Genomic DNA, 24916 nt, shown 5'->3' with positions numbered 1-24916 from the left:
AAACTATACCTTAAAATGTGTGAAATCGCTATTAGCAAGAAGTTTTTTGCAAAAAAAACGCCACTGAAAACAAAGCGATACCATATGACTTTAAAAAAAATAATTGATATTTACATATGAAAGTTGCTAATTGACGAAAAAATCTTTACAAAATCAAAATTTTACGTAGCATATTTATTAACGAAAAAAGCAGATATAATTGTTAATAAAAAACACGAAAAAAATGGGATGTAACCATTTATAGTAACTATCGAAATACGTATATTAGCATGTTTTGAAAAACTCATAAAACTTAATTAAATTATTTATGGCAGAAGGAGAAAAATTGATCCCTATTAATATTGAAGATGAGATGAAAACGGCTTACATTGATTACTCAATGTCGGTCATTGTGTCACGTGCTTTACCAGATGTTAGAGACGGATTAAAACCAGTTCATAGGCGTGTGCTTTTTGGCATGCACGAACTAGGAGTTAGAGCAACAGGCGCGCACAAAAAATCAGCAAGAATAGTTGGAGAAGTTTTGGGTAAATACCACCCACATGGCGATACATCGGTTTACGATGCCATGGTACGTATGGCTCAAGAATGGAGTTTACGATATATGTTAATTGATGGACAGGGAAACTTTGGTTCTATAGACGGGGATAGTCCTGCAGCAATGCGTTATACTGAGGCGCGTATGCGTAAAATATCGGAAGACATGTTGGCAGATATTGATAAGGAAACCGTTGACCACAAATTGAATTTTGACGATACCTTAATGGAACCAACTGTTTTACCAACTCGTATTCCAGGACTTTTAGTGAATGGTGCTTCTGGTATTGCGGTAGGTATGGCAACCAATATGCCACCCCATAATTTAACCGAAGTCGTTAATGGAACTATTGCTTATATTGAAAATAACGATATAGAAATAGACGAGTTAATTAAATATGTGAAAGCACCAGATTTCCCAACAGGAGGTACTATTTATGGGTACGATGGTGTTAAAGAAGCATTTCATACGGGTAGAGGTAGAATTGTAATACGCGGAAAAGCTAATATTGAAGAAGTTCAGGGACGTGAGTGTATTATTGTAACTGAAATACCTTACCAAATTAATAAAGCAGAAATGATTAAAAAAACTGCTGATTTGGTAAATGAGAAAAAACTAGAAGGTATTGCCACCATTAGAGATGAATCGGATAGAAATGGGATGCGTATTGTTTACGTTTTAAAGCGTGATGCGATACCAAACATCGTTCTTAATAAACTCTACAAATTTACAGCGTTACAATCGTCATTCAGTGTTAATAACATTGCACTTGTTAATGGGCGTCCACAGCTTTTAAATTTAAAAGAGTTAATCCATTATTTTGTTGAGCACAGACATGAAGTTGTTGTAAGACGTACTACTTATGAATTGCGTAAAGCCGAAGAGCGTGCTCATATATTAGAAGGATTGATTATTGCTTCAGATAATATTGATGAAGTCATTGCCATAATCAGAGCATCTGCAAATGCGGATGAAGCTAGAGAAAACTTAATAACACGTTTCGAACTTTCAGAAATACAGGCCAAAGCTATTGTAGAGATGCGTTTGCGTCAACTTACAGGTTTAGAGCAAGATAAATTGCGTTCTGAATACGAAGACATCATGAAACTCATCATCGACTTAAAAGATATCTTAGATAAAAAAGAACGTCGCATGGAGATTATTAAAGATGAATTAGCTGTCGTAAAAGAAAAATATGGTGACGAGCGTCGCTCAACTATCGAATATGCAGGGGGTGATTTAAGTATTGAAGATATGATTCCTGATGAAAAAGTAGTGATTACTATTTCTCATGCGGGCTATATTAAACGTACATCATTGTCGGAGTACAAAACACAAAATAGAGGTGGGGTTGGTCAAAAAGCATCAACCACAAGAAATGAAGATTTCTTAGAGCATTTATTTGTAGGTACTAACCACCAATACATGTTGTTCTTCACCCAAAAAGGAAAATGTTTCTGGATGCGTGTTTATGAAATTCCAGAGGGCAGTAAAACGTCTAAAGGTCGAGCTATTCAAAATTTAATAAATATTGAGCAAGACGATACCGTAAAAGCATTTATTTGTACTCAAGATCTTAAAGATGAAGCGTATATAAATAGTCATTATGTGATTATGGCTACTAAACAAGGTCAGGTTAAAAAGACATCTTTAGAACAATATTCGCGTCCAAGAACCAATGGTATTAATGCCATTACTATTAAAGAAGACGATATTTTATTAGAGGCACGATTAACTACAGGTGAGAGCCAAGTTATGTTAGCACTTAAATCTGGTAAAGCCATTCGTTTTGAAGAAGCCAAAACACGACCAATGGGTCGTAGTGCATCAGGTGTAAGAGGTATTACACTTGCGGACAAGAATGACGAAGTAATAGGCATGGTAACTATTGAAAATCCGCAAGAAGAATCCGTATTGGTCGTTTCAGAAAATGGTTATGGAAAACGTACTTACATTGATGATCCTGAAGATGGAGAGCCTGTTTATAGAATTACTAACCGTGGAGGAAAAGGTGTGAAAACTATTTCTATTACAGAAAAAACAGGTAAATTAGTTGCTATAAAAAATGTTACTGATAATGATGATTTAATGATTATCAATAAATCAGGTATAGCCATAAGGTTAGAGGTGAAAAATTTAAGAGTGATGGGTAGAGCTACCCAAGGTGTTAAATTAATCAATCTAAAAAACAACGATTCCATTGCTGCTGTTGCTAAGGTAATGCACGATGAAGATGAAGTAGATGGATCTGAAGAAGGTATTGAAAACACAGCCGTTACAGACGATGGCACAACTATTGATACTAACTTAGATACTGATTTGGACGAAAACAATACGGAAAATTAATATAAATATTACTAAAATGAAGAAACAGATTATCATAGCTTTGGCATTTTCGGTTTGCGCATTTTCATTTGCACAAAAAAAAGAACTGAGAGCTGTAGAAAAAGCTATAAAAGGGAAAAACTATGCTGAAGCTAAGGCAGCTTTAAAACAAGCAGAGGCTTTAATGTCTTCTATGGACGACAAACTTAAAGCGCAATACTATTATTTAAACGCTGAGGCTTTATATGCTGACGGTGCGGGCTCTATGGACGATATTGATGCCGCTTTAAAAAGTTTAGAAAACGTAAAAGAAGGATATGCTACAGAGGTTTCAGAATTAAAGCAAACCATGGTTAATGGTATATTAACTAAAGGAAATAAATCTTATGAAGGTAAAGATTATTCAATAGCCTCTAAATATTTTGAAAAAGCCTATAGACTAAGTACAAAAGACACCTTATTTCTATATTACGCAGCAGCAACAGCTGTGAATGTTCAAGAATATGATAGGGCTCTAGACTTATATGAAGAACTTAAGCAATTAGGTTATACAGGTATTGAAAAGCAATATTTTGCAACAAATGTTGAAACAGGAGAAGAAGAAATCATGGATAAAAATACGCGCGATCTTTATGTTAAGGCGAAGAGTCATAAAAATCCAGGAGAGCGAATGACTGAGTCTAAAAAACCTGAAATTGTAAAAAATGTAGCGCTAATTTATGTTAGCAAAGGTGAAGATGAAAAAGCCTTAACAGCCATGAAGGATGCAAGAGCAGAAAGCCCAGATGATGTTAATTTAATTTTATCGGAAGCAAATATCCATTATAAATTAGGTAATACAAAAGAGTTTAAAGCTTTATTGGAAAAAGCAACTCAAATGGATCCGAATAATCCTGAATTACAATATAATTTGGGTGTTATTGCAGCCGAGTCTGGACAACCAGAAGAAGCTAAAGCTTATTATGAAAAAGCGATAGCATTAGACCCGCAGTATACTAATGCGTATATAAATTTAGCAGCTTTAATTTTGTCGAAAGAAGAAGCTATGATTAAAGAAATGAACGGTTTAGGAAGTTCTAAAAAAGACGATTTACGTTACGATGAATTAAGAGCACAACGCCAAGATTTATATAAAAATGCAGCGCCCTATTTAACAAAAGCTTTAGAAATCGATTCTAAAAACTTAGGCGCAGCAAAAACATTAATGAATATTTATAGTATTCTTGATGAAACTGCTAAGCAAAAAGAAATGAAAGCTAAAGTTGATGCTTTAGAAGCAGAAGGTGTAAACTAATTCTAAATTGCTTATAATAACTAAATGCCGCAATTTGCGGCATTTTTTATAGGTAATTTTTTTGTTTTGTTTGAAGAAAGGACGAACTATTAGAAGTTCTTGTCAAATGATGTAAAAATATAATGTGAGCCTTTTTCTGTTTTAAATAAAGTTAGGTACTCTTTCTGATAAATTAAAAAGATTTAAAAACGCAAGCATTTATATCACTTTTTTAATAACCCGAAGTTTATGGGTATGTGTCTTACTATCCACATTATAAATGCCTGAGTGGTCTAATCTATCAATTCTAACCTTTCCGTGTGCATGAATAATGTAATTATCACTCATAATAATGCCTACATGGGTAATAATGCCTTCGTTGTTATCAAAAAACGCTAAGTCTCCAGGTTCACTTTCTTCAATAAAACTTAAGGGGTCGCCTTGTGTTGCCTGTTGTGAGGCATCGCGTAATAATTTATAACCGTTAAGTTTATAAACCATTTGCGTAAACCCAGAACAATCAATACCAAAAGGGGTTTTTCCACCCCATAAATAAGGTGAATTCAAATATAAAAAAGCGGTTTTAATAAGATTTTCTTTGGCTTTTTTACCTTCTATGACTGAGCCATCGTGTTTGTGATTTAAAATAGACAAGCCATTTAGGGAAGACCCTAATAAAATAGGGTGTAATTGTTGGTTATTGTCTTCAATAAATTCAACTAAATCTATAGAAAGTTTTAGAGTTTCTTTATGTAGTTGTTGGTATTGTTCTTCGGTAATTTCTAATAGCTGCTTGTTGTCAATCCAACCGCCATATTTATCAAAATCAAGTCTTATTTTACTCCAGCTTTTACGTTGCTCTAAGATTTTAAAAATATCACCATATAAAACTTGCGAAACAAGTTCGCTAGTATCAGTAGGTTCGTTTCTAAGTGGGACAATGCTTAAATTACAAATTCCGTATTGCATATATAATTATAAACTATTTAATTATTGAAAATTATATATTGAAATACAGCGACAGATTAAACTTTATATTCTGAACAAAAAAACTAGAGTAATAAACCATATTTAAATTATAAACATTCAATAAAAAATAATTAGCGTTCTATAATAATTGCAGATGCACCGCCACCGCCATTACAAATAGCTGCTGCACCGATCTTAGCATTGTTTTGTTGTAAAACATTTAGTAATGTGACAACGATTCTAGCACCCGAACAGCCAAGTGGATGCCCAAGGGATACCGCACCACCGTTAACATTTACATTGGCATCATTAAGTCCAAGAATTTTCATGTTTGCTAATCCAACAACAGAAAAGGCTTCATTAAATTCAAAGAAATCGACATCTTTTATACTAATTCCTGCTTTATCTAAAGCTTTTGGTAATGCTTTTGCAGGCGCTGTGGTGAACCATTCTGGTTCGTGGGCAGCATCGGCATAACTTCTTATAGTGGCAAGTGGTTTTAAACCAAGGTCGTTTGCTTTTTCTTTACTCATTAAAACCACTGCAGCAGCACCATCGTTTATGGTAGAAGCATTGGCAGCTGTTACGGTGCCATCTTTAGAGAAGGCTGGTCGTAATTGCGGGATTTTATCTAAAATCACATTCGTGAATTCTTCATCTTTACTTACTATAATGGGTTCTCCGCGTCTTTGTGGTACTTCAACAGGTACTATTTCATTATGGAATTTTCCAGCATCCCAAGCAGCCGCAGCACGTTTGTACGATTGAATCGCAAAAGCATCTTGGTCTTCACGGGAAAATTTATATTCTGTAGCACAAGCATCAGCACAAACGCCCATAGCATTTTGGTCGTAAGCATCTACCAATCCGTCTTTTTGCATGCCATCTATCAAAGAGGTAGATCCAAATTTTGTACCAGTTCTGGCGTATAAATAGTGAGGAATCAAACTCATATTTTCCATACCACCAGCAACAATAATATGGGCATCTCCTAAAGCAATGCTTTGGGCCGCTTGTACAATGGCTTTCATGCCAGATGCACAAACTTTATTTACAGTGGTACAAGGAACGGTATTAGGTATGCCAGCATAAATAGCAGCTTGTCTTGCAGGTGCTTGCCCTGTTCCTGCCTGTACTACATTGCCCATCAACACTTCATCAACCAATTCCGGTTTTAAGTTTATTTTGCTTAAAGCACCTTTTATTGCAACTGCTCCCAATTGAGGCGCGGGAATTGTTGAAAGCGCACCCATAAAACTACCAATTGGTGTTCTTACGGCCGAAACAATAACTACTTCTTTATTCATTAGATAATTATTAAACTTAATGTGTATGCGAAAATAATGATTTTTTAGTAGAAATTAGAGCGATTCTGTTATTGAACTCATTTAAACTTTTTTGATTGAAGCGAAAATCAGTCATTTTGTATTCGGTTGAAGGCTTTTTTGAGTTGCATAGCAGGGCTATGGAAGGAAGAAAAGACAGGACAGAGCGTTAAGAAACAGTCCGGTGGATTGTTTTAGTGAAATCGAAGATTCGGCGTAGTCAATGGACCAGGAGGCGCATGGATAAAAAAGGACAATTTTTTAGCCAATTGTGAAAAGTTTAAACGCGTTCATTATAAAAAATGGTATTGGCTTATAATTTTATTACATTTGGGTTTCTTTAGCTTTTTAAATGGAAGACTTTATAAATAAACTTTACAGAAACCATTCCTTAATTTATAAAGGTTTGCTGTTTGTTTGCACCACTTTTTTAATCGTGTATTTGTTTCCAAAAAGTGGGAAGTTTAAATACAATTTTGAAAAAGGAAAACCTTGGCAATCTGAAAATTTATATGCACCTTTTAATTTTGCCATAAAAAAATCTGATGCTGAAATAGCTTCAGAAAAGCAAGCCATAGTTGATAATTCCATTTTGTATTTTGTTGTTGATAATACTGTTGAAGCAAAAGTAAAAATGTTATATAGTCAAAAGTTTAAAAGTGCTTTTTCTGATTCTATTCCAAAAAGAACTTTAGATTATTTATATAAAGTAGGACTAGAAGTAATTTCGGAGTTTTATGCTTTTGGTGTTTTAAGTGAAAGTTACAATTTTGCAGATAATAGATCCATTGTCATTCTTGATAAGCGTGTAAAAAAACAAGACGGTTTTTTTTCAGATTTAATAAAGCAAGATGCTGTTACGCCTGTAATAAATAGTGTGCTGCAAAAGCACTATTTAACTCATTATAAAACTAATTTTGTATCATTATTTTTTGAGCTTATCCAACCTAATTTAACCTTTGATAAATCGTTTACGGAAAAAGCGCAGCAAGAAGAACTAAACAAAATAGCTTACGCCAGAGGGCGTGTTGAAAAGGAAACCTTAATTATATCAAAAGGAGAAATAATTGAAGGCGATAAGTATCAAATTTTAAAGTCTTTACAGTCAGAATATGAGTCTCAGGTATGGAGTAAATCTAACTATAATTGGATACTATTTGCTTATACATTATTGGTTTCGTTAGCTTTATTAATGTTGCTTTTGTTCTTAAGAAAATATAGAAAAGAAGAAGTATTCGAAAACAACACCAAAGTCACTTTTATTTTTTTTAATATCTTTTTAATGATATTTATTACAACCTTGGTTGTAAACTACAATTCTAAGTTTATTTATGTAGTGCCTATTTGTATTTTACCGTTAATATTTAAAGCCTTTTTTGATGCCCGTTTGGGTTTATTTGCGCACGTAATTACGGTATTGCTTTTAGGTTTTATTGTACCTAATAGTTACGAGTATATGTTTCTTCAAATCATAGCAGGTATCGTAACCATCTTAACGGTTTCCGAATTGTACAAACGTGCCAATTTGTTTATTTCGGTAGGACAAATAACCCTTATATATATAGTAGCTTATTTTGCATTTTTTGTCATTCACGAAGGCAGTGTAGAAACCATCGAGTGGGAAATGTTTATATGGTTTGTTTTAAGTGGACTCGCAACCTTGTTTGTACAACCATTGATTTATGCTTACGAAAAGATTTTTGGATTGGTTTCAGATGTGTCGCTTTTAGAATTGTCCGACACCAATTCAAAATTATTAAAAGAACTTTCAAACAAAGCTCCTGGTACATTTCATCATTCATTAAATGTAGCAAATCTTGCCGAAGCCTCAGCAAATGAAATAGGTGCTAATGCAATGTTGGTTAGGGTAGGTGCTTTGTATCATGATATTGGTAAAATGAAAAATCCAACCTATTTTACCGAAAATCAGTCTACAGGCATTAATCCACATGATGAGTTATCATCTAAAGAAAGTGCAAGAATAATTACGGGGCACGTAATTGATGGTGTTGAAATAGCCAAGAAATATAATTTGCCCGATAGAGTTATAGATTTTATTCGAACCCACCATGGAACTAGTGTCGTATATTATTTTTATATGCAAGAGAAAAATGATTTTGAAGGTGTGGATAAATTAGATTTTAGTTACCCAGGACCTAAACCATTTAGTAAGGAAACCGCTATTTTAATGATGTGCGATAGTGTTGAAGCTGCATCTAAAAGTTTAAAAGATCCTACGTCTACTAAAATTGATGCCTTTGTTGAGAATATTATAAACAAACAAATTGAAGGTGGCCAATTTTTAAATGCTAATATTACTTTTAAGGAAATACAATCTATAAAAAAAGTGCTAAAACACAAGTTAGCAAACATTTATCATTTAAGAATTGAATATCCAGAATAATATTAAAAAAAATTGAATAAAATAGTTGCGTTCTTATAATGTATAGATTACATTTGCAACCGCAATTTTATTGCATAAGTTCATATTAAAAGTTAAGGAGAGGTGCCAGAGTGGTAATGGAGCAGATTGCTAATCTGTCGACGCGTAAGTGTCGCCAGGGTTCGAGTCCCTGTCTCTCCGCAAAAAAATATAAATAGATAACCAATTCGGGGTGTAGCGTAGCCCGGTTATCGCGCCTGCTTTGGGAGCAGGAGGTCGCAGGTTCGAATCCTGCCACCCCGACGAACCTAGAAATAGGAAGCATCAAAACACTGTTGATCGTATGATTATCAGTGTTTTTTGTTTTTACCCATTTTGTTTGATATCAAATAAAACCAATTGAAATCATATAAAAGATGTGCAAATCGGTGAACACTCATTTACTGGAATTGTTGTAGTTTTAAGGAACATTTAAGAATGATTTGACTTTTGTTTTTGCAAGTAAATGTTTAACGAAAGCTTCTTAAAAATGCAAACAAGCAACACCTTTTCGGTGGTTTTCTTCACAAGAAAGTCCCGAAGCAAACCACAGGAACTATCCATTTATGCCTGTATTACTGTCAATGGCAAGCGTTCCGAGATCAGTCTAAAGCGCCATGTCCAACAAAGAGATTGGGATGCCTCCAAAAACAGGGGGCGGGACAGCTCGTATCCCATACAGACCTTGAACAAATACCTCGACCAGGAGTACAGCAGGTTATTGGATTGCCATAAACAGTTGTTGGAAGAGGACAAGGTCCATCGCAAGCAATAAAATCCCGTTACATGGGTAAGGACAACACCCAGAAAACACTCAGCGACCTACTGGTCTATCATAATACCAATATGGTCAATATGTTAAAATCGAGAACCATGAAGATACATCCTAATTACAGTATACATTAGTTTATTTGAAAAAATTCAATTGGTGCACCATTCTCCTCTATGAAGGCAACCAAAACACCTTTTGACGGACTATAAGGCTCAATAATTACTTTCTTGCCTTTAATAGCCTGTTTTAGATTGTTGACTTGAAAAGAAACGTGGGATAATTTTTGGACAATAGATGGTAATTTGCAATCGGAATCATATTTCATCCATTGTATTCCGAATGGATTAGCTTGATGATCTGTATAATGCACTTTATAATCTTTTAAATATAACGTATTTCTTTTTTTAAGATTTGTACTGATTCCAAAGTGATGATATTTATAATTAATTAGTTCTTTCTTTTTCTCTTTTCTATGAACTGGGTTTATCAATTTATGCTCATTTGGCCATATTTTATTTTCTGGTCTATCAAATTGTAAAAACTCTATTGGCGTTCCATCTAATTGAATAAAACAAACTGTTACTCCTTTTGCTGGATTATTCGGTCCATAAATTACTTTTTGTCCTAAAATAGATTTATTAATATCTTTAACAACAAATGCAATATGTGGTACAGTTTTAATTAATGGGTGTAATGGGGAATCTTTTTCAATTCTTAACCATTCAATCCCAAATTGACTTTCAAAATAGCCTGATCCATAAAATTTCCACTCTTCATTATACTCCTCGTTTTTCTGAGAAATAGTTGTTGGTAATCCAATATGATGATATTTGTATTCTTCTTTAATCATAAAATTTGTTCAGAATTTTGAATTCATTACGTTTTTTAGAATTAATATTTGTTACAATTTGATATTATTTATTTTATCATTTTCTTAAATTATTTTCAGAACTCTTTTTCAAATTTACTGGGTATATTAATCTTTAACAATGTATAATGTTGCGGACTTTTCATTGCTTACATCTAGGCTAAATTTTAGCTTTGTGTCATTTTCAATTTCGAGAGTCAGATTCTTGCTTCCCTTTAATTTTGAGAGGGAAATCTTTTCCCCTAGAAATGCTTTTTCTTGATTTGGGTTTGCACCAAAGTCAAAATCCCAATTCATTGGAGCTATTTTGAACTCATAAGTTCCTTTTTTTAATGTGGTCTTTGCTTCATATATCCCTTTGCTTATATGATCAAAGCGAGGGGTGATATTCCATTTTTTACCCCAATCATTCATATTTCCAAACAAGTATATTTCATCTTTTCCCAACGGTAGCTCATCAATTGTGTCAATTTTTAGCTGTGCTTTTTTTATAGCATCATCCAATTTTACTTCGTTAGCCAATGATATGGCTAAGTCCATAGCGACACTTTGATCAATGCTAATATCTGGTTTTACACCTTTACTTTCAATTCTTCCAATCCGTGTTGAGTAATATTCAGCTATTGGTAAGGATAATTGAAATCCATATGGTAAATCATACATTTTCTGTGACAACATTTCTCCAGCAGTAGTTTGACCAATTATAGTTACCTTTTCTTCATGGGCAAGGGCGTCTATTGCAAACTCGGCGGCACTTGCAGATTTGTTACTTGTCAAGACATATACGTGACCATTAAAGTGTGGATACATTGGGGTAAATTGCACACGAGTTAGCGGTTTCTCTTGTATATCATTCCAGAAAGTCTTCAATGACCATCCTTGCCACGACTTCAAATTTTCTACATCTTTAAGCTTTGGTTCCCTTGTGTTGTTTTTCCACCATTTTCGTGAAACAAATATCCCCACATCAATAGAGTCGGTTAGCACATGGCTAACAAGAGGTACACCTGCAAAAGTTCCTCCTTTATTATTGCGAAGATCAATAATCAGGGATTTTGCTCCATTACTTGATATTTCACGGTAAGCCTCAAATACTCGTTCTTTTGTATCTACACCCATCATGGTATTCACTGTAAGTATTGCTGTTTTATCAACCCATTGTAGTGAAACGCTCTGATTGCCTACTCTAAGTGTATCAACAAATTCAGCCATTTCATTGGCCTTTCTTTCAGAAAAACTCAGTGATACATGTGAAAAGGGGCCATCTTTCCAAAGTTCATTGAACCCGGTTATGAATTCTTCTTTTGTTTTTACCCTTTTTGCAAGATTTTTTACTTTTTTTTCTAATACAAGATAGTCATCCTTTTTAAGCTCCTTAGGATTGTAATGATATTTGCTCATTAGTTGAGAAATACTATCTGATACATTCAAGAGCTCTTCATTAAAGGGTTTGTCCTTTTTTTTAGAAGTTAGAAAGTCGCAAGAGACTATCAATAAAGCTATAAATATAATAGATAATTGTTTCATTTTGAATTATTTAATTATTTAACAAAGTATACTTTTTTGATCTTGTAATTTTCAATTTGGTATATAGCAACTGTCTCAATTACTTTATCATTAAATAGTATGCGCTCTTTATCTATGACGGTGTTTCCTTGTACTATTCTATAAATTAATTTACAATGTAGATTTGGTGTGTTTTTAAACATTTCTGAATAAGTTTTTCTCATAGTTTTTATGCCCTTGAATTGTAATTTGTTTGGGTACATGTAGACTTCTACATCTTTATCATAAGGTTCTAAAAATGCCTCAATATTTCTAAAATTATAAGCATTCAGTTGCCGTTGAGCTAAATCAGATGGTGAATTTTTTAATAATTCGTTTGGTTTGAAAATGACTCCTCTGTTAATAATAGTATTAATTTTGGTAAGATTTTCTATATTTTCGACTGGATTTGCATCTAAAAGAAGAAGATTGGCCTTTTTGCCAACGCTCACCGTTCCAAGTTCATTTTCTTTGTCAAATATTTTTGCTCCATTTAATGTTGATGCTTGAATAATTTGCCAATTGTCCATTCCGCTTTTTTGCATAGCTTGTATTTCTCCTAAATATGATGATGCGTGTAAAGTACCTATGTTTCCTGCATCAGTTCCCGTAACGATTGTAATTCCTTGATCAGATAGTTTTTTGAGATTAATCATGCTTATTGAATCAGCTTTTCTTAACTCTGAAATTTTTTTTGGTGAGTTTGCGTATTTCTTGTATCTATTAACAATGGTCGAGTCAGGCAGATGTTTTAAGTCCAAAAGTGATCCTAGTTGAAATGGATCCGCTTTCTGCAATTCATGATTGCTCATTGTCCTTTTTTGACCAAATGTGCTCATATATCCATCATGTACCAATAATGTTGGGCATAGTACGGTTTTGTTTTTCTTCATCAATTGTACAAAATCATCATTTAAAATTTCGTCATCTACACTGTGTACCAAAAAATCAGTCCCATGTTCCACAGCTAGCTGAGCCGTAATTCTTTGTGTTGCATGCATTGCAACTTTCAAATTGTTTTTATGAGCCTCACTTATAATAGCTTTTATTAACGGCAGGTTTTTTCTAGCACTTTTCTCTATTCCTAGACCATCTTCACTTGCGATATACCAAATTTTTATAAAATCTGGATTATAGGGTAATTGCTGTTTTACAGCATCAATACCATCTTCAATAGTTCTTATTAAGGTGAAAGGTTCATTTTCATCCAAATTTTCATAGACCTTTGGTTCGTAAGTGGTCAACAAAGGTCCTGTCATAAAAATTTTGGGAGAAAAATTTTTATCTAAAAATTCTTTACGTTGTTTAAGTAAATGTAATGTTGATCCCACATCAATTATTGTTGTGATCCCGTTTTGAAGATACCTTCTTAATTTGGTTTCCATATCGGTTTTAGCTAATTCAATCTCTTGTTCGTAATTCCTATATGCTCTTAAATCAATATTATCAGGACGAGTGTATAAGCCTCCATTTTGAAAGAAGTGTATGTGTGCATCAACTAGACCAGGGCCAAGATATTTACCTGTTCCATCTATTACGACGGCCTTTTTTGGTATCGGTACTTTATTGTTTTTACCAATATTGGTAATCAAATCATTTGTTATGGTAACAGTTTGATTAGGTACTAGTTTTTGCTTTTCCACATCAACCACGGTTACGTTGATAATATAGGTCTGTGTAAATAAGGGAAGTGATATAATTAAAAAAATAAAAATTAAAATATGTTTTTTTACCATCTTGATAAATTTTGTTATTCATTAATTCAAAATTTTGTCAGATTGTAACTTTATTCAGTAGGGGGCTGATACCACAATAGACATATTACTGCGTATAGGATACAATTACTGATCAATTGATTTTATTGGTGCAATAATTGATTGGTAGATGCTGTTTGTTTTGTTTTCTTTCGGGGTCAAGTAAAATTCACTTTGAAAATGGCTTATGGCTAACCCTGCTTTATTACAAGCTCTGTCAATAGCATCCAAGGCTGAAGTATTTCCTAAAATATACTGGTTGTAAAAGGGCTTAAAGTTAGAGTTTGTTAAATAGTTTAGTTCCTCTATCTGAATTTCAACACTAATTGGTTTGTAAAGTTTTCCGTATTTGGTATATAGTACATTCATAAAATCATCCAATGATTTTTTTCCTTTTGTAATAGCTCGGATTTCAACATCTAAAATGAAGGCAATGGTAGTGCCACCGCCATAAATAAAATGCCAATTGTTTATCTTGCTCTTGCCAGCCTCGGCTAGACTGGTTTTTTCATTTGCATATTTTTGAGAGAAATCAAGTTTGGAAAATTGATAAGCTAAAAATCTGAGGTATTCTTCTTTGCTTATAATTTCTGTCCTAACTAAAGACAAGCTAGAATAATAATTGGTAAAACCCTCAGAAAACCAATAATTGCCTGCATAATCTTCACTAAAAATAAAGTTTGTACCATTCCAATAGTGAAACATCTCATGGGCAAGTGTATTAGCCCAAACTATTTTATTGTATTCTAAATCTTTATCAATAAACATTTGATGAAAGCTATTTGTATATGCTTCACCATCTTGTATCGTATTTTTAGAGGCACACACTAAATAATTAGCAGTTGGCAATTCACCAAAAATGTTTTTGTAAGCAGGTAAAACCTTTTCTAAGCTTTGTTGAATTAAATCGATTCTATGCTTAAAATTAGCTGGTGTCGCAATGGTAATTGACATATTATCATGTTTGATAAGTCTTTCTTCATGGTTGCCAATCATTATTAAATTGTTGATAAGCTCATCTATGTTCTTAGATTCAAACCTCCTATTGGATAATTTTACCCATGCAGTAGAAACTTTCCATTCTTTTGGGATATCAAATGTTATTTCAGCCTTGAGAGGGGCGTCTCTATCAGAATAAATAATCAGAGCAGACGAAACCCAGAATAAGGTGTTATCTTTCCATACAGTTGGTCTTGCGTCTATTCCACCTCCGGAATCCCAGTTGTAATTATCGTGTGATAATTCTACTTCATATTTAAGGTTGATTATACTATTTCTAGGGACATCTAATTTCCATTTTTTTAATTCATTATTCCAAACAAAATTAATGGGGGCTCCTTTATTATCCGTAATAGATTTTAAATAAACAAATTTGGCCCAGCCTCTTTCAATTTCTGTAGGGAATCCCCACGGCCTCATTTCCAAATATGGTTCTTGTACTTCCAAACTAGCACTGACCTCTACCAACCTCAGATTGTCTCTAGAAATCTTTAAATGATATTTTGATGTTGTAATGGTATTTTCTTGAGGGAAACAAACAAATGAAAGTAATGTTAAAGAAATAGTTAAAAGAATATTTTTGGGAATTATCATGTCGTTATTTTTATGTATTAGCTTTCAGTTTATATTAAAATTTAGTTTGTAGGATTATTTCAAGGTCAAAAAAAGGTAAATTCAAGGATCACATTTTACTATTGAATATGAAAGTTTTATGTTTTAGCAAAATGCTCAATGCCATTATTGATATTAAATATTTGATAAAAACAAAGGTTCTTGGTAACTAATCCCGACTGTAAAATTTATTATTTTTAAAAATAATGAGTACTTATTCAAAAAAAATGAAAATGATTTAAACCCCTTTAATTATGATTTAAATGAAGAAAATCGGTAATGATATTACTTTTGTGTAGTTAAAATTGCCTAGATATCTGATCCAAAAAGATAAGCTTATTGAATTTAATGAGCTCTAAAAAGGTTAGTATGGCGACAGATCAAAAAGTATCAAAATATGAGTGTTTTACTTCATAATTAAAGGCATCCAAATCTAAATAGTAGTTAAAAAAAATACTTGACTGATATTAGTACATAATTACTAATAAAAGCAATTATCATGTCATTACCTTACAAATTTCAAACAAAGCATACTTTATTTGTTTTATTAATACTGACACCTTTTTTATTTTATTCGCAATCTGATATTGGAAGTCAATCTCATAAAACTATAGCATTAAGCTACATGGAAGCTTATGGCGATTGGGACTTTGATACAATGAAAACTTTTTATGCTGAAAACATTCATTTTGAAGATCCGACTGGAAGTGAAGTGTTTAATCAAAAATTTGACTTTAACGGAATAAAAGAGGTCTATAACTTTTTTAGGGGCGTCTTCAAGAATGGTTTTGAAAATGAAAGACCTCCCTATGTTGATTTTAGGATTGAAAAAGTTTTTGAATCGGGATCGTTCATAATAATTAATTCAACATTCGAATGTCAATTGCCCAATGCATGGTTTAAAGAGCCTAGTTCGGAGAGAATATTAATTTCCATCCCATTTTTAACAATACTTCAAATTGAAAATGGGAAAATAATAAGTCATACAGATTATGGTGGGTATGACAGCTACATGAAGCAAATTCAAGCACAAATAACCAATAACAAAGAATAAATCCTAAATATTGACTATGAAAAACATTACATCATTACTAGCGCTCTTAGCCTATATACTTACAAATGCCCAAGAATTTGGAAACAACGATTTTAGAATTAGTGATATGGGAACAGATGGTACAACGTCTTTTGTGTCATTTAAACCAAAGGTAGCATATAGTATTTCTGAAGACAAGTATTTAGTTGTATGGTCCGCAGATGATAATAGAGGAAGCGTTGTAGATAATGAGTTCGAAATATATGGTCAATTTATCGATGGAGATGGAAATGAAGTAGGGTTAAACGATTTTAGAATTAGTTTTTTAGGAACGGATGGCGACACAGCATTTAGGGCTGAAGATCCTGATGTTGCCTACAACGCCACTGATAATGAGTTTTTTGTAGTATGGAGAGGGGAGACGTATGTGGATGGTGAAAATGAAATTTTTGGACAACGCATTGACGCTAGTACGGGAATCTTATTGGGATCAAATTTGAGAATTAGTGATATGGGAACGGAAGGTGATACCAGTACCGGTGCATTTCTTCCCAAAGTGGAATATAGCACGGTAAATAATGAGTATTTAGTGGTTTGGGAAGGGGATGATGCCATCAACAACAAGTTTGAAATTTATGGTCAGAAAATTTCAAACCTTGGGGTTGAAATTGGCAGTAATGATTTTAAGATAAGTGCTCAACTTCCTGCTAATGATGCCAATTTTGATGCGAGGTATCCTAATTTGAGTTATAATCCAACAGACAATGAGTTTTTGATAGTATGGCAAGGGGAAACAGCAACGGATGGCGAAATAGAAGCTTTTGGACAGCTTTTTAATTTTGATACCAATACCTTGGTTGGGGCTAATTTTAGAATTAGCGACATAGGTCCTGATGGCGATACCGGTTTTTTAGTTGGTCAAAATTTTGGGGTTGCCTATAATGAAACAGATGGCGAGTATTTAGTTGTTTGGTATGGCTCCGATATGGTTGTGGGTGCCTATGAGGTTTACGGACAAAGGATTTTAGCCACGGGAGCAGAGACGGGAACCAATGATTTTAGAATAAGCAGCATAACCAATGTGGATGCCAATTATGACGCCTGGGCTCCTGAGGTTGTATGGAATAAAATGAATAATGAGTACTTTGTAACTTATAGAGGCGATGCCAATATTTTAAATGAAGAAGAAATACATGGTCAAAAACTTTCTAATTTAGGTGATTTAAATGGCTCAGTATTTTTATTAAGTGATATGGGACCAGATAATGATGCTAATTATGATGGAGATTATCCTGCCATAGCTACTAATCATCAAAACGGATATTTAATTGCTTGGCAAGGAGATGATAATATGTCTCCAAATGATGGCGAAACAGAAATCTATATTCAAATGTATGGTGATAGTACCCTTGGGATTTCTAAAGCTGATTTTGATAATGCTGTTTTATTTCCTAACCCCACAAATAAATATCTTCATGTAAGTTTTAAAAAGACTAATATTTCCTCAATGAGTATTTACAATTTGTTAGGCCAGAAAATAGATTCTTTTAATTATACAAATCAGGTAATTGATTTGGGTAATTTGAAAAAGGGGATGTATCTACTTAAAATTAAGACATCTGATGAAAGAACGCAGAGTTTTAAAATTATTAAATCGGAGTAATTGTTCCCATAAAATGGAGATTATCCTAAAGCAATGAATCAAATGAAAAGAATAGTGATTATTTTTATTTTCTTGGTCGTAAGCATGTCGGTTCGTTCTCAGAGTGTAAGTACATTGGCCAAAATAGAGCCTAATTTTGGAGATGGTATGGTAGTTACACCAGAAGGTGATATATTGGTCTCTGGGGGATATAATAAAACGTCTATCTTAAAAATAACAAGAGAGGGGAAGGTTTCAACATATATTGATAGTTTGCCTGGACCTGTTGGTATGGGGTTTGATTCTAATGGAAATTTATTTGTGTCAAACTACACAGGAAACTCAATCGTAAAAATTACGCCTAAAAAAGAAATCATCAATTTTGCTCAAGACCTTGATGGTCCTGCTGGACTTATAGTTAATGATAACAATGAAATATTTGTCACTTTATATGGTGCTGGTTTTAGTGGTACTGGAGGTAAAATACTAAAATTTAAACCAGATGGAAGCTTTTTAGAAATTAGTTCGGAAAATGGTTTACAGGATGCTATAGGTATTGTACTTGATGACAATAAAAATATATATGCAACAAACTTTGTAGGAGGAAATTTAATTAAAGTAGATACATATAATCAATCGGAAAAGGTAGCTACAATACCCAATGCTAAAATCAACCAGATAACTTATCTTGATAATTATATTTACTTGCCAAGCCCTAACCTAAAGAAAATATTCAGATTTAATTTATCTAATGGGAATATAGAACTTTTTGCGGGAACTGGAGAAGATACTATTGTCGATGGATCACTGTTAACTTCTGGCTTTAATATGCCTAATAGTTGTGCTATTGATGCTAATAATGGTATACTCTACATTTTAGAGCACAACGATGGATTAATTAGAAAGATAAAGTTATAGCTATTATACTAATGTTGGCAGTAATTATTAATACCAAAAAATGATAAATCTAAACAAAATAAAAATGACCGTTATTGAAACAGCGGAGAATGGAGTTGTTAATGAAGATACTATTTTTGACTTTACTCAAAAAGACAATTATGTTGAAGCTAACTATTTTGGTGGGAAAATAAAGAATGGGTTTCTTGTAGGTCTAATAAAAGAAAACATATTTGAGTTTAGTTATTGTCAATTACAAACGGATGGAATATTGGATAACGGAATATCGTGTTCAGAATTGGTTATTTCAAGCGAAGGAAAAATTAGATTGATCGAGCATTTTGAATGGAAATCTAGACCTGGAGAATATGGTGTAAATATTTTTGAAGAAGTTTAGTTTATTACGCTTTGAACCTAATTAAAATAAACTACTACTACTATTAAGACGGCTATAATCCAATGCTAGCCAGATGCTAAACCGAAAATAGTTAACTTTAACTTGGCTCGATTCCTACTCCGAAAATCCTATGGATTTTACTCGCAACGAAATCGAGCCAAACCGTTTTTTTTAATTATATCTAACAGGAAATACCAAATTAGTAACCACTCCGTTCTCATTAGGTAAGTTTTTTATTGAGAACTTATAGCCATCCTCGTACAATGTTTCTAAGCGTTCGATGGTATTTTTTAAGCCAGTTCCGTAAATGACATTCTTTTGTGCTAATGGGGCGCCATTATTTTTAATTTTAATTTCTAAATTATCTTTTATCTGTTTAATTGATATCTCAATTTTTAAACTTGTGTTTTTATCCGAATAGCCATGATTAAAAGAGTTTTCTATTATTGGCTGTATTATTAAACTAGGAATTAAAATATCCTCTATATCATCTTGTACGTTTAACTTAATTTCCAAATGATCTGAAAATCTAATACTCATAATGTCCAAGTACCTATTTAAAATGTCAAGTTCTTTTCCAAGATTCAAAAAATTAGTATCCTTTAAATAAACAATATCTCTTAATAAATCACTAAAATCTGCTAATGTGTTTTGAGCTAGTGTTTTATCCACTTCTATTAATTGAGATATACTATTAAGGGTATTAAAGAAAAAATGAGGATGTAATTGGTATTTCAAAATATTTACTTTAACATCAGATAGTTGCTGCTTTAACTTAGCTTTTTGGACTTCTGTGTTCTTTATTTTATCTAAATGGTAATACGTGTTTACGATAAATACATTGGAGAAATAGATTAAAAAATGAACGTTTGAATAATCTATAATATTTAGCACATAATATCTTAGCGTTCTAGGACCAGTTGAATTTTTAAAATAGTAAGTATAAAAATCATAAGTGAGGAAAATTATAATTATCGTTATTATTGATAATAAAAAATGAAAGGCGAATCTTGAAAACCAACTATCATAAATATCTAGAAACTTTTTTCCAGTATACATAACGAACAAGAAAAGAGCTATACTATAAAGATTTTCTATTATAAGACCATCGAATAGAAAACTTGTCCAGTTCGTGTTATTGAATGCAAGCCCATTGTATTTTAAAATTATGTTTTTGGATAAGTGAAGTAGATTGTAAAAGACCCAAAATAACAATAGGAGATTAAATAATTTTTTTGGAAATATGTTTCTCATGTTAAAGTCCCATAGCATTAGTAAAATCTTTTTTATAACTTTTGCTTATTCTGAACAGCTTGTTGTCGTTCATCTTAACGTCAATTTCTCCATAGTTAGAATTTATTAGCTCATTAATATAATTTAGGTTGATAATGGTTGACCGATGAATTCTAAGAAAGTTATTTGAATTCAATTGTGTAATTAAATTATTTAAAGAATCCCTTAACAGATATTTTTTATTTTCTGTAAAAATCTCTGCATAATATCCAGAAGCTGTTATGTATATGATGTCTTGGACTTCTATAAATAAGATTTTGTTTCCTATTTTAATAGGAATTTTTTTAGTGAAATTCTTCTTTTCTTCTTGGGTATTTAAGTAGTCAAGAATATTCTTTATTTTGTTGTCAAACAAGAGGTGGTGTTTTTCTTTAATAACCTCAATTGCTTTGTTAACTGATTTCATAAAACGGTCTTCCCTAAAAGGTTTTTGTAAATAGTCCAAGGCAAAATAATCAAAAGCCTTTATGGCAAACTCATCATAAGCTGTTATGAAAATTACAATAGGTTTTATATCGGGTGATATGTTTTCAAGAACCTTAAAACCTGTCATATCCTTCAATTTAATATCCAAAAAAACTAAGGCAGGAGTTAATTCATTAATTACTTGAATGGCCTTTTTTCCTGTAGAACATTCTTCAATTAAGGTTATTTCTTCAACATTTTCCAAAAGCTTAATAACTCTTTGTCTTGCAAGAGGTTCATCATCTACAATAATGGTGCTTATCTTCATATAAAAACGATTGATCTATAATTGTTTTCTGTAAAATTAACATTTTGAAATAACTTGATAATCATTGCTTTATAAATAATATCAAAATATAAGGTATACACAGCTATTAAAAAGGTTCTCACATCATATTTAAAATGACTCACTTCATGTGTCTCTTAAGTTTACTCTTATCATTTTAGATTTACACAACTAACTCAAAATTGATATCAATGGACAAAATTTACAAGATTCTTTTTCTTATTAGTTTGTTTACAATTCACGTAAATGCTCAAGAAAATTCAATTTCAGGTGTCGTTTCAGATAATTCTGGATTACCAATACCTGGTGTTAATATTATTGTTGAGGGGACTAGTATAGGAACCCAAACTAATTTTGATGGAAAATATTCCATCCGTGCTAAAACTGGAGACATTTTGGTTTTTTCCTTTTTAGGGCTAAAAACACAACAGGTTACTGTAGGACCATCTAGTATGATTGATGTAACAATGCAAGAAGATGCCTCTGAGCTAGAGGAAGTTGTGGTTACTGCTCTTGGAATAAAAAGAGAAAAGAAAAGTTTGGGTTATGCTACCCAGGAAGTTAAAGGCGAGGCTGTATCAAAAGTACAAAGCTCTAACTTTGTTAATTCTTTATCTGGTAAAATAGCGGGTTTACAAATTAAGCCTTCTGGAACTTTAGGAGGCTCAACCCAAGTTGTCATAAGAGGGAATTCTTCTGTTGCTGGAAACAATCAAGCACTATTTGTAATCGATGGTGTTCCTATTGATAATGGCGTGAATAACCAAATTGTAACATCTGTAACAGCTGATAATCGTTCCCAAACAACTGGTCGCGGAGGCTATGATTACGGTAATGCAGCATCAGATATTAACCCTGATGATATTGAGTCGATCAACGTATTAAAAGGTGCCGCGGCATCAGCTCTCTATGGCTCTCGTGCGGCGAATGGAGTTATCATGATTACAACAAAAAAGGGTGCTAAAAGAAAAGGGATTGGTGTTACGATTAATTCAAGTATTACAGTTGGCACGGTAGATAAAGAAACCTTACCCAAATTCCAACATAAATATGGTGCTGGCTACGGTCCAGGATATGGTGCTGCAGGTGATGGCTATTTTAATGATCAGTTTGATATTAACGGAGATGGTATAAACGATATTTCTGTGCCTTTTACAGAAGATGCTTCTTGGGGTGCGGAATTTGATCCAAATCTATTGGTTTATCAATGGAATTCAATATTCCCTCAATTAGACAGTTATCAACAGGCAACTCCCTGGGTAGCAGGAACACATGATTTTAATTATATATGGGAAACTTCTACCAATACTGTAAATTCCGTTTCACTTGATGGTGGAGGAAATAATAGTTCTTTCAGATTAGGGATAACTAATTTAAATAATGAGGGGAATTTACCTAATAGTTTAATAAAGCGAAATAGTATTAACTTTAATGGAAGCCTTGATTTAACGGATAAACTTAAAGTATCAACGTCATTTAACTTTGTTAAAACAGATGGTAAAGGAAGATATGGAACTGGATATGATTCCAATAATGTCATGCAACAAGCCAGACAGTGGCACCAAACAAATATAGATTTTAAAGAACAAAAAGAGGCCTATTTTGCTACTAGGGAAAACATTACCTGGAATGCAAGTGCACATGATAATTTATCTCCTATATATTCTGATAATCCATACTGGACTTTCTATGAAAATTACGAAACGGATACACGTTCTAGATTTTTTGGAAATGTTGTATTGGATTATAAGATAAATGATTGGTTAAGTGCCCTAGCTAGGTTTACATATGATACTTATTCTGAACTACAGGAGGAAAGAACCAATGTAGGAAGTTCAAACGTTCCAAGATATACAAGGTTTAATAACAGTGTGTCAGAATATAATTACGATGCGATTTTAAGTTTTAATAAAGATTTGACGGAGGATTTAAATCTTGATGGAAATCTTGGTTTTAACTTAAGCAGAAAAGAATGGAATAATATTTATGCGCTTACAAACGGAGGTTTGAATTTGGCAGGATTATACTCTCTTAATAACAGTGTAAGCCCCATCAATGCTCCTACTGAATATGCAGCTATCCAAATGGTTGATGGTTTGTTTGGTCGTGTTAGTTTAGGGTATCAAAATACTTATTTTGTTGAGGGAACGTACAGAAGGGACAGAAACTCTAGTTTACCAAAAGCAAAGAATACTTATAATTATTGGTCAGCTACAGGAAGTATAATATTCTCACAATTAATAGATGCAGATTGGTTGAGTTTTGGTAAGGTAAGGGGAAATTATGGTACAGTTGGCAACGGCACTACTCCATATCAAGTATTTAACACTTTTGCTATCTCAACTCCTTTTGGAGGAGAAGGGAATGCTTCAAATCCATCTAGTAGGGCAAACCTTAATTTACTTCCAGAGGAACAAGAAAACTGGGAGGTTGGATTGGAGATGTCTTTTGTTGATAAACGATTAGGGTTTGATGTAACCTATTACAATACACAAAATAAAAATCAAATAACTAGGGTGCCAGTAACACGTTCTACTGGTTATGCGTCCGTACTTTTAAATGCCGGTACAATAGAAAATAAAGGTTGGGAAGTCCAATTTCATGCTACGCCTTTAAAAATGAATAATTTTCAATGGGATTTGACTTTAAACTGGGATAGAAACAGAAATAAAGTTGTGTCTTTAGCACCAGGCATTGAAACCTTAGAATTAGCAGGTGGTTTACAAGGAGGAATCTCTATAAATGCAGCAGTTGGCCAGCCATATGGAATAATTCGAGGGCGTGATTGGTTGTATTATGATACAAACGGCAATGGGGTTACTGATAAATCTGAAAGATTTGAAGATAATAGAGTAATTAGCTCAACAGGTCTCCCCAGGAGAACTGATACAAGTAACGAAAATATTGGAGATGTTAATCCTGACTGGAAAGCCGGTATTTACAATAGTTTCACCTACAAAAACTTTAACTTGAGTTTCTTGATTGATATGCAAAAAGGAGGTGACGTATTTTCTTTGGATACTTATTACGGTTTTGGTACTGGTTTGTATGATTTTACAGCAGGCAATAATGATTTAGGAAATCCTCTTAGAGATCCTATAGTAGGTACTCCAGGAAATTATGCTGCAAATAGTGGTGGTTGGCTTTTTAAAGGTGTTCAGGCTGATGGTACACCAAATGATGTACGAAGAAGCATGACTAATCCTGGAAGTTTTGGTTACGGTCTGCCAAGTGTAGCTCATGTATGGGATGCAAGTTATGTTAAACTTAGAGAGGTGTCTTTAGCATACAGTTTTGATAAGACCATTTTAGACAAAACACCTTTTACCAATGCTACTTTATCACTAATTGGTAGAAATTTATGGATTATACATAAAAATATTCCTTATGCAGACCCAGAGGCTGGTTTAAGTGCAGGAAATATTCAAGGATATCAATCGGGTTCATATCCTTCAGTCAAAGAGGTAGGAGCAAGTCTTAAGTTACAATTCTAAAAAAGAT

At 33.0% G+C, this 24916-nt stretch carries 17 protein-coding genes and 2 tRNA genes; 11 read left to right on the top strand and 8 right to left on the bottom strand.

What is annotated here, in order from left to right; all coding sequences use genetic code 11:
• Window positions 1-307 precede the first annotated feature (307 nt).
• Window positions 308-2884, top strand: a complete 2577-nt coding sequence (gene gyrA / locus ACGLWY_RS08035) for a DNA gyrase subunit A (RefSeq protein ID WP_396619160.1) — start codon at window positions 308-310, stop codon at window positions 2882-2884.
• A gap of 16 nt (window positions 2885-2900) precedes the next feature.
• Complete coding sequence (locus ACGLWY_RS08030) at window positions 2901-4157, top strand: tetratricopeptide repeat protein (protein ID WP_396619159.1); 1257 nt, start codon at window positions 2901-2903, stop codon at window positions 4155-4157.
• 198 nt (window positions 4158-4355) lie between these two features.
• On the opposite strand, the gene ACGLWY_RS08025 is transcribed toward ACGLWY_RS08030, so the two are convergent.
• Window positions 4356-5105 carry an NlpC/P60 family protein gene (locus tag ACGLWY_RS08025; protein ID WP_396619158.1) on the bottom strand — a complete coding sequence of 250 codons (750 nt, stop codon included), beginning with the start codon at window positions 5103-5105 and terminating at the stop codon, window positions 4356-4358.
• 131 nt (window positions 5106-5236) lie between these two features.
• Window positions 5237-6412: an acetyl-CoA C-acyltransferase gene (locus ACGLWY_RS08020; protein WP_396619157.1), complete on the bottom strand. Its 1176-nt coding sequence runs from the start codon at window positions 6410-6412 to the stop codon at window positions 5237-5239.
• Window positions 6413-6782: 370 nt separating this feature from the next.
• Between ACGLWY_RS08020 and ACGLWY_RS08015 the strand changes: the two genes are divergently transcribed.
• The 4 genes from ACGLWY_RS08015 to ACGLWY_RS08000 all read left to right on the top strand — a co-directional run bounded on the left by ACGLWY_RS08015 (window position 6783) and on the right by ACGLWY_RS08000 (window position 9627).
• Window positions 6783-8834 (top strand): HD family phosphohydrolase, encoded by a 2052-nt coding sequence (locus ACGLWY_RS08015; protein WP_396619156.1) that lies wholly within the window; start codon window positions 6783-6785, stop codon window positions 8832-8834.
• A 96-nt stretch (window positions 8835-8930) separates the two neighbouring features.
• Window positions 8931-9014: transfer RNA gene (locus ACGLWY_RS08010), tRNA-Ser, on the top strand.
• A gap of 27 nt (window positions 9015-9041) precedes the next feature.
• Window positions 9042-9116 (top strand) — tRNA-Pro (locus ACGLWY_RS08005).
• Window positions 9117-9318: 202 nt separating this feature from the next.
• Window positions 9319-9627, top strand: a complete 309-nt coding sequence (locus tag ACGLWY_RS08000; RefSeq protein WP_396619155.1) for an Arm DNA-binding domain-containing protein — start codon at window positions 9319-9321, stop codon at window positions 9625-9627.
• Between the two features lie 127 nt (window positions 9628-9754).
• Here ACGLWY_RS08000 and ACGLWY_RS07995 read toward each other — a convergent pair whose 3' ends face one another.
• From ACGLWY_RS07995 to ACGLWY_RS07980, 4 genes are all read right to left on the bottom strand, one after another.
• A complete protein-coding gene (locus tag ACGLWY_RS07995) occupies window positions 9755-10474 on the bottom strand; it encodes a hypothetical protein (protein WP_396619154.1) in 720 nt (239 codons plus the stop codon).
• Window positions 10475-10600: 126 nt separating this feature from the next.
• A complete protein-coding gene (locus ACGLWY_RS07990) occupies window positions 10601-12019 on the bottom strand; it encodes a S41 family peptidase (RefSeq protein WP_396619153.1) in 1419 nt (472 codons plus the stop codon).
• Between the two features lie 14 nt (window positions 12020-12033).
• Entirely contained in the window at window positions 12034-13680 is a 1647-nt protein-coding gene (locus ACGLWY_RS07985; RefSeq protein WP_396619152.1) for an amidohydrolase family protein, read from the bottom strand.
• Window positions 13681-13878: 198 nt separating this feature from the next.
• On the bottom strand, window positions 13879-15384 hold the full coding sequence (locus ACGLWY_RS07980; RefSeq protein WP_396619151.1) for a hypothetical protein: 1506 nt from the start codon (window positions 15382-15384) through the stop codon (window positions 13879-13881).
• 517 nt (window positions 15385-15901) lie between these two features.
• On the opposite strand from ACGLWY_RS07980, the gene ACGLWY_RS07975 reads away from it, so the two are divergent.
• From ACGLWY_RS07975 to ACGLWY_RS07960, 4 genes are read left to right on the top strand one after another with little or no spacing between them, the layout of a single operon-like run.
• The gene (locus ACGLWY_RS07975; protein WP_396619150.1) at window positions 15902-16456 is read left to right on the top strand and encodes a nuclear transport factor 2 family protein; all 555 of its coding nucleotides are present in this window, start codon (window positions 15902-15904) and stop codon (window positions 16454-16456) included.
• Window positions 16457-16472: 16 nt separating this feature from the next.
• Window positions 16473-18098 (top strand): T9SS type A sorting domain-containing protein, encoded by a 1626-nt coding sequence (locus ACGLWY_RS07970; RefSeq protein WP_396619149.1) that lies wholly within the window; start codon window positions 16473-16475, stop codon window positions 18096-18098.
• Window positions 18099-18140: 42 nt separating this feature from the next.
• A complete protein-coding gene (locus tag ACGLWY_RS07965) occupies window positions 18141-18995 on the top strand; it encodes a hypothetical protein (RefSeq protein ID WP_396619148.1) in 855 nt (284 codons plus the stop codon).
• 40 nt (window positions 18996-19035) lie between these two features.
• Window positions 19036-19371, top strand: coding sequence for a hypothetical protein (locus tag ACGLWY_RS07960; protein ID WP_396619147.1), 336 nt, complete (start codon window positions 19036-19038; stop codon window positions 19369-19371).
• A gap of 171 nt (window positions 19372-19542) precedes the next feature.
• On the opposite strand, the gene ACGLWY_RS07955 is transcribed toward ACGLWY_RS07960, so the two are convergent.
• Together ACGLWY_RS07955 and ACGLWY_RS07950 are read right to left on the bottom strand one after the other, a co-directional pair.
• Entirely contained in the window at window positions 19543-20265 is a 723-nt protein-coding gene (locus ACGLWY_RS07955) for a sensor histidine kinase (protein WP_396619146.1), read from the bottom strand.
• A gap of 361 nt (window positions 20266-20626) precedes the next feature.
• Window positions 20627-21397 carry a LytR/AlgR family response regulator transcription factor gene (locus ACGLWY_RS07950; protein WP_396619145.1) on the bottom strand — a complete coding sequence of 257 codons (771 nt, stop codon included), beginning with the start codon at window positions 21395-21397 and terminating at the stop codon, window positions 20627-20629.
• A 209-nt stretch (window positions 21398-21606) separates the two neighbouring features.
• On the opposite strand from ACGLWY_RS07950, the gene ACGLWY_RS07945 reads away from it, so the two are divergent.
• A complete protein-coding gene (locus tag ACGLWY_RS07945; RefSeq protein ID WP_396619144.1) occupies window positions 21607-24909 on the top strand; it encodes a SusC/RagA family TonB-linked outer membrane protein in 3303 nt (1100 codons plus the stop codon).
• The last annotated feature ends 7 nt before the right edge of the window (window positions 24910-24916 follow it).

The sequence above is a fragment of the Mariniflexile sp. HMF6888 genome (genome assembly GCF_044335535.1).
Classification (GTDB): Bacteria; Bacteroidota; Bacteroidia; order Flavobacteriales; family Flavobacteriaceae; genus Mariniflexile.
This window is presented reverse-complemented; position numbering and strand designations above follow the sequence as displayed.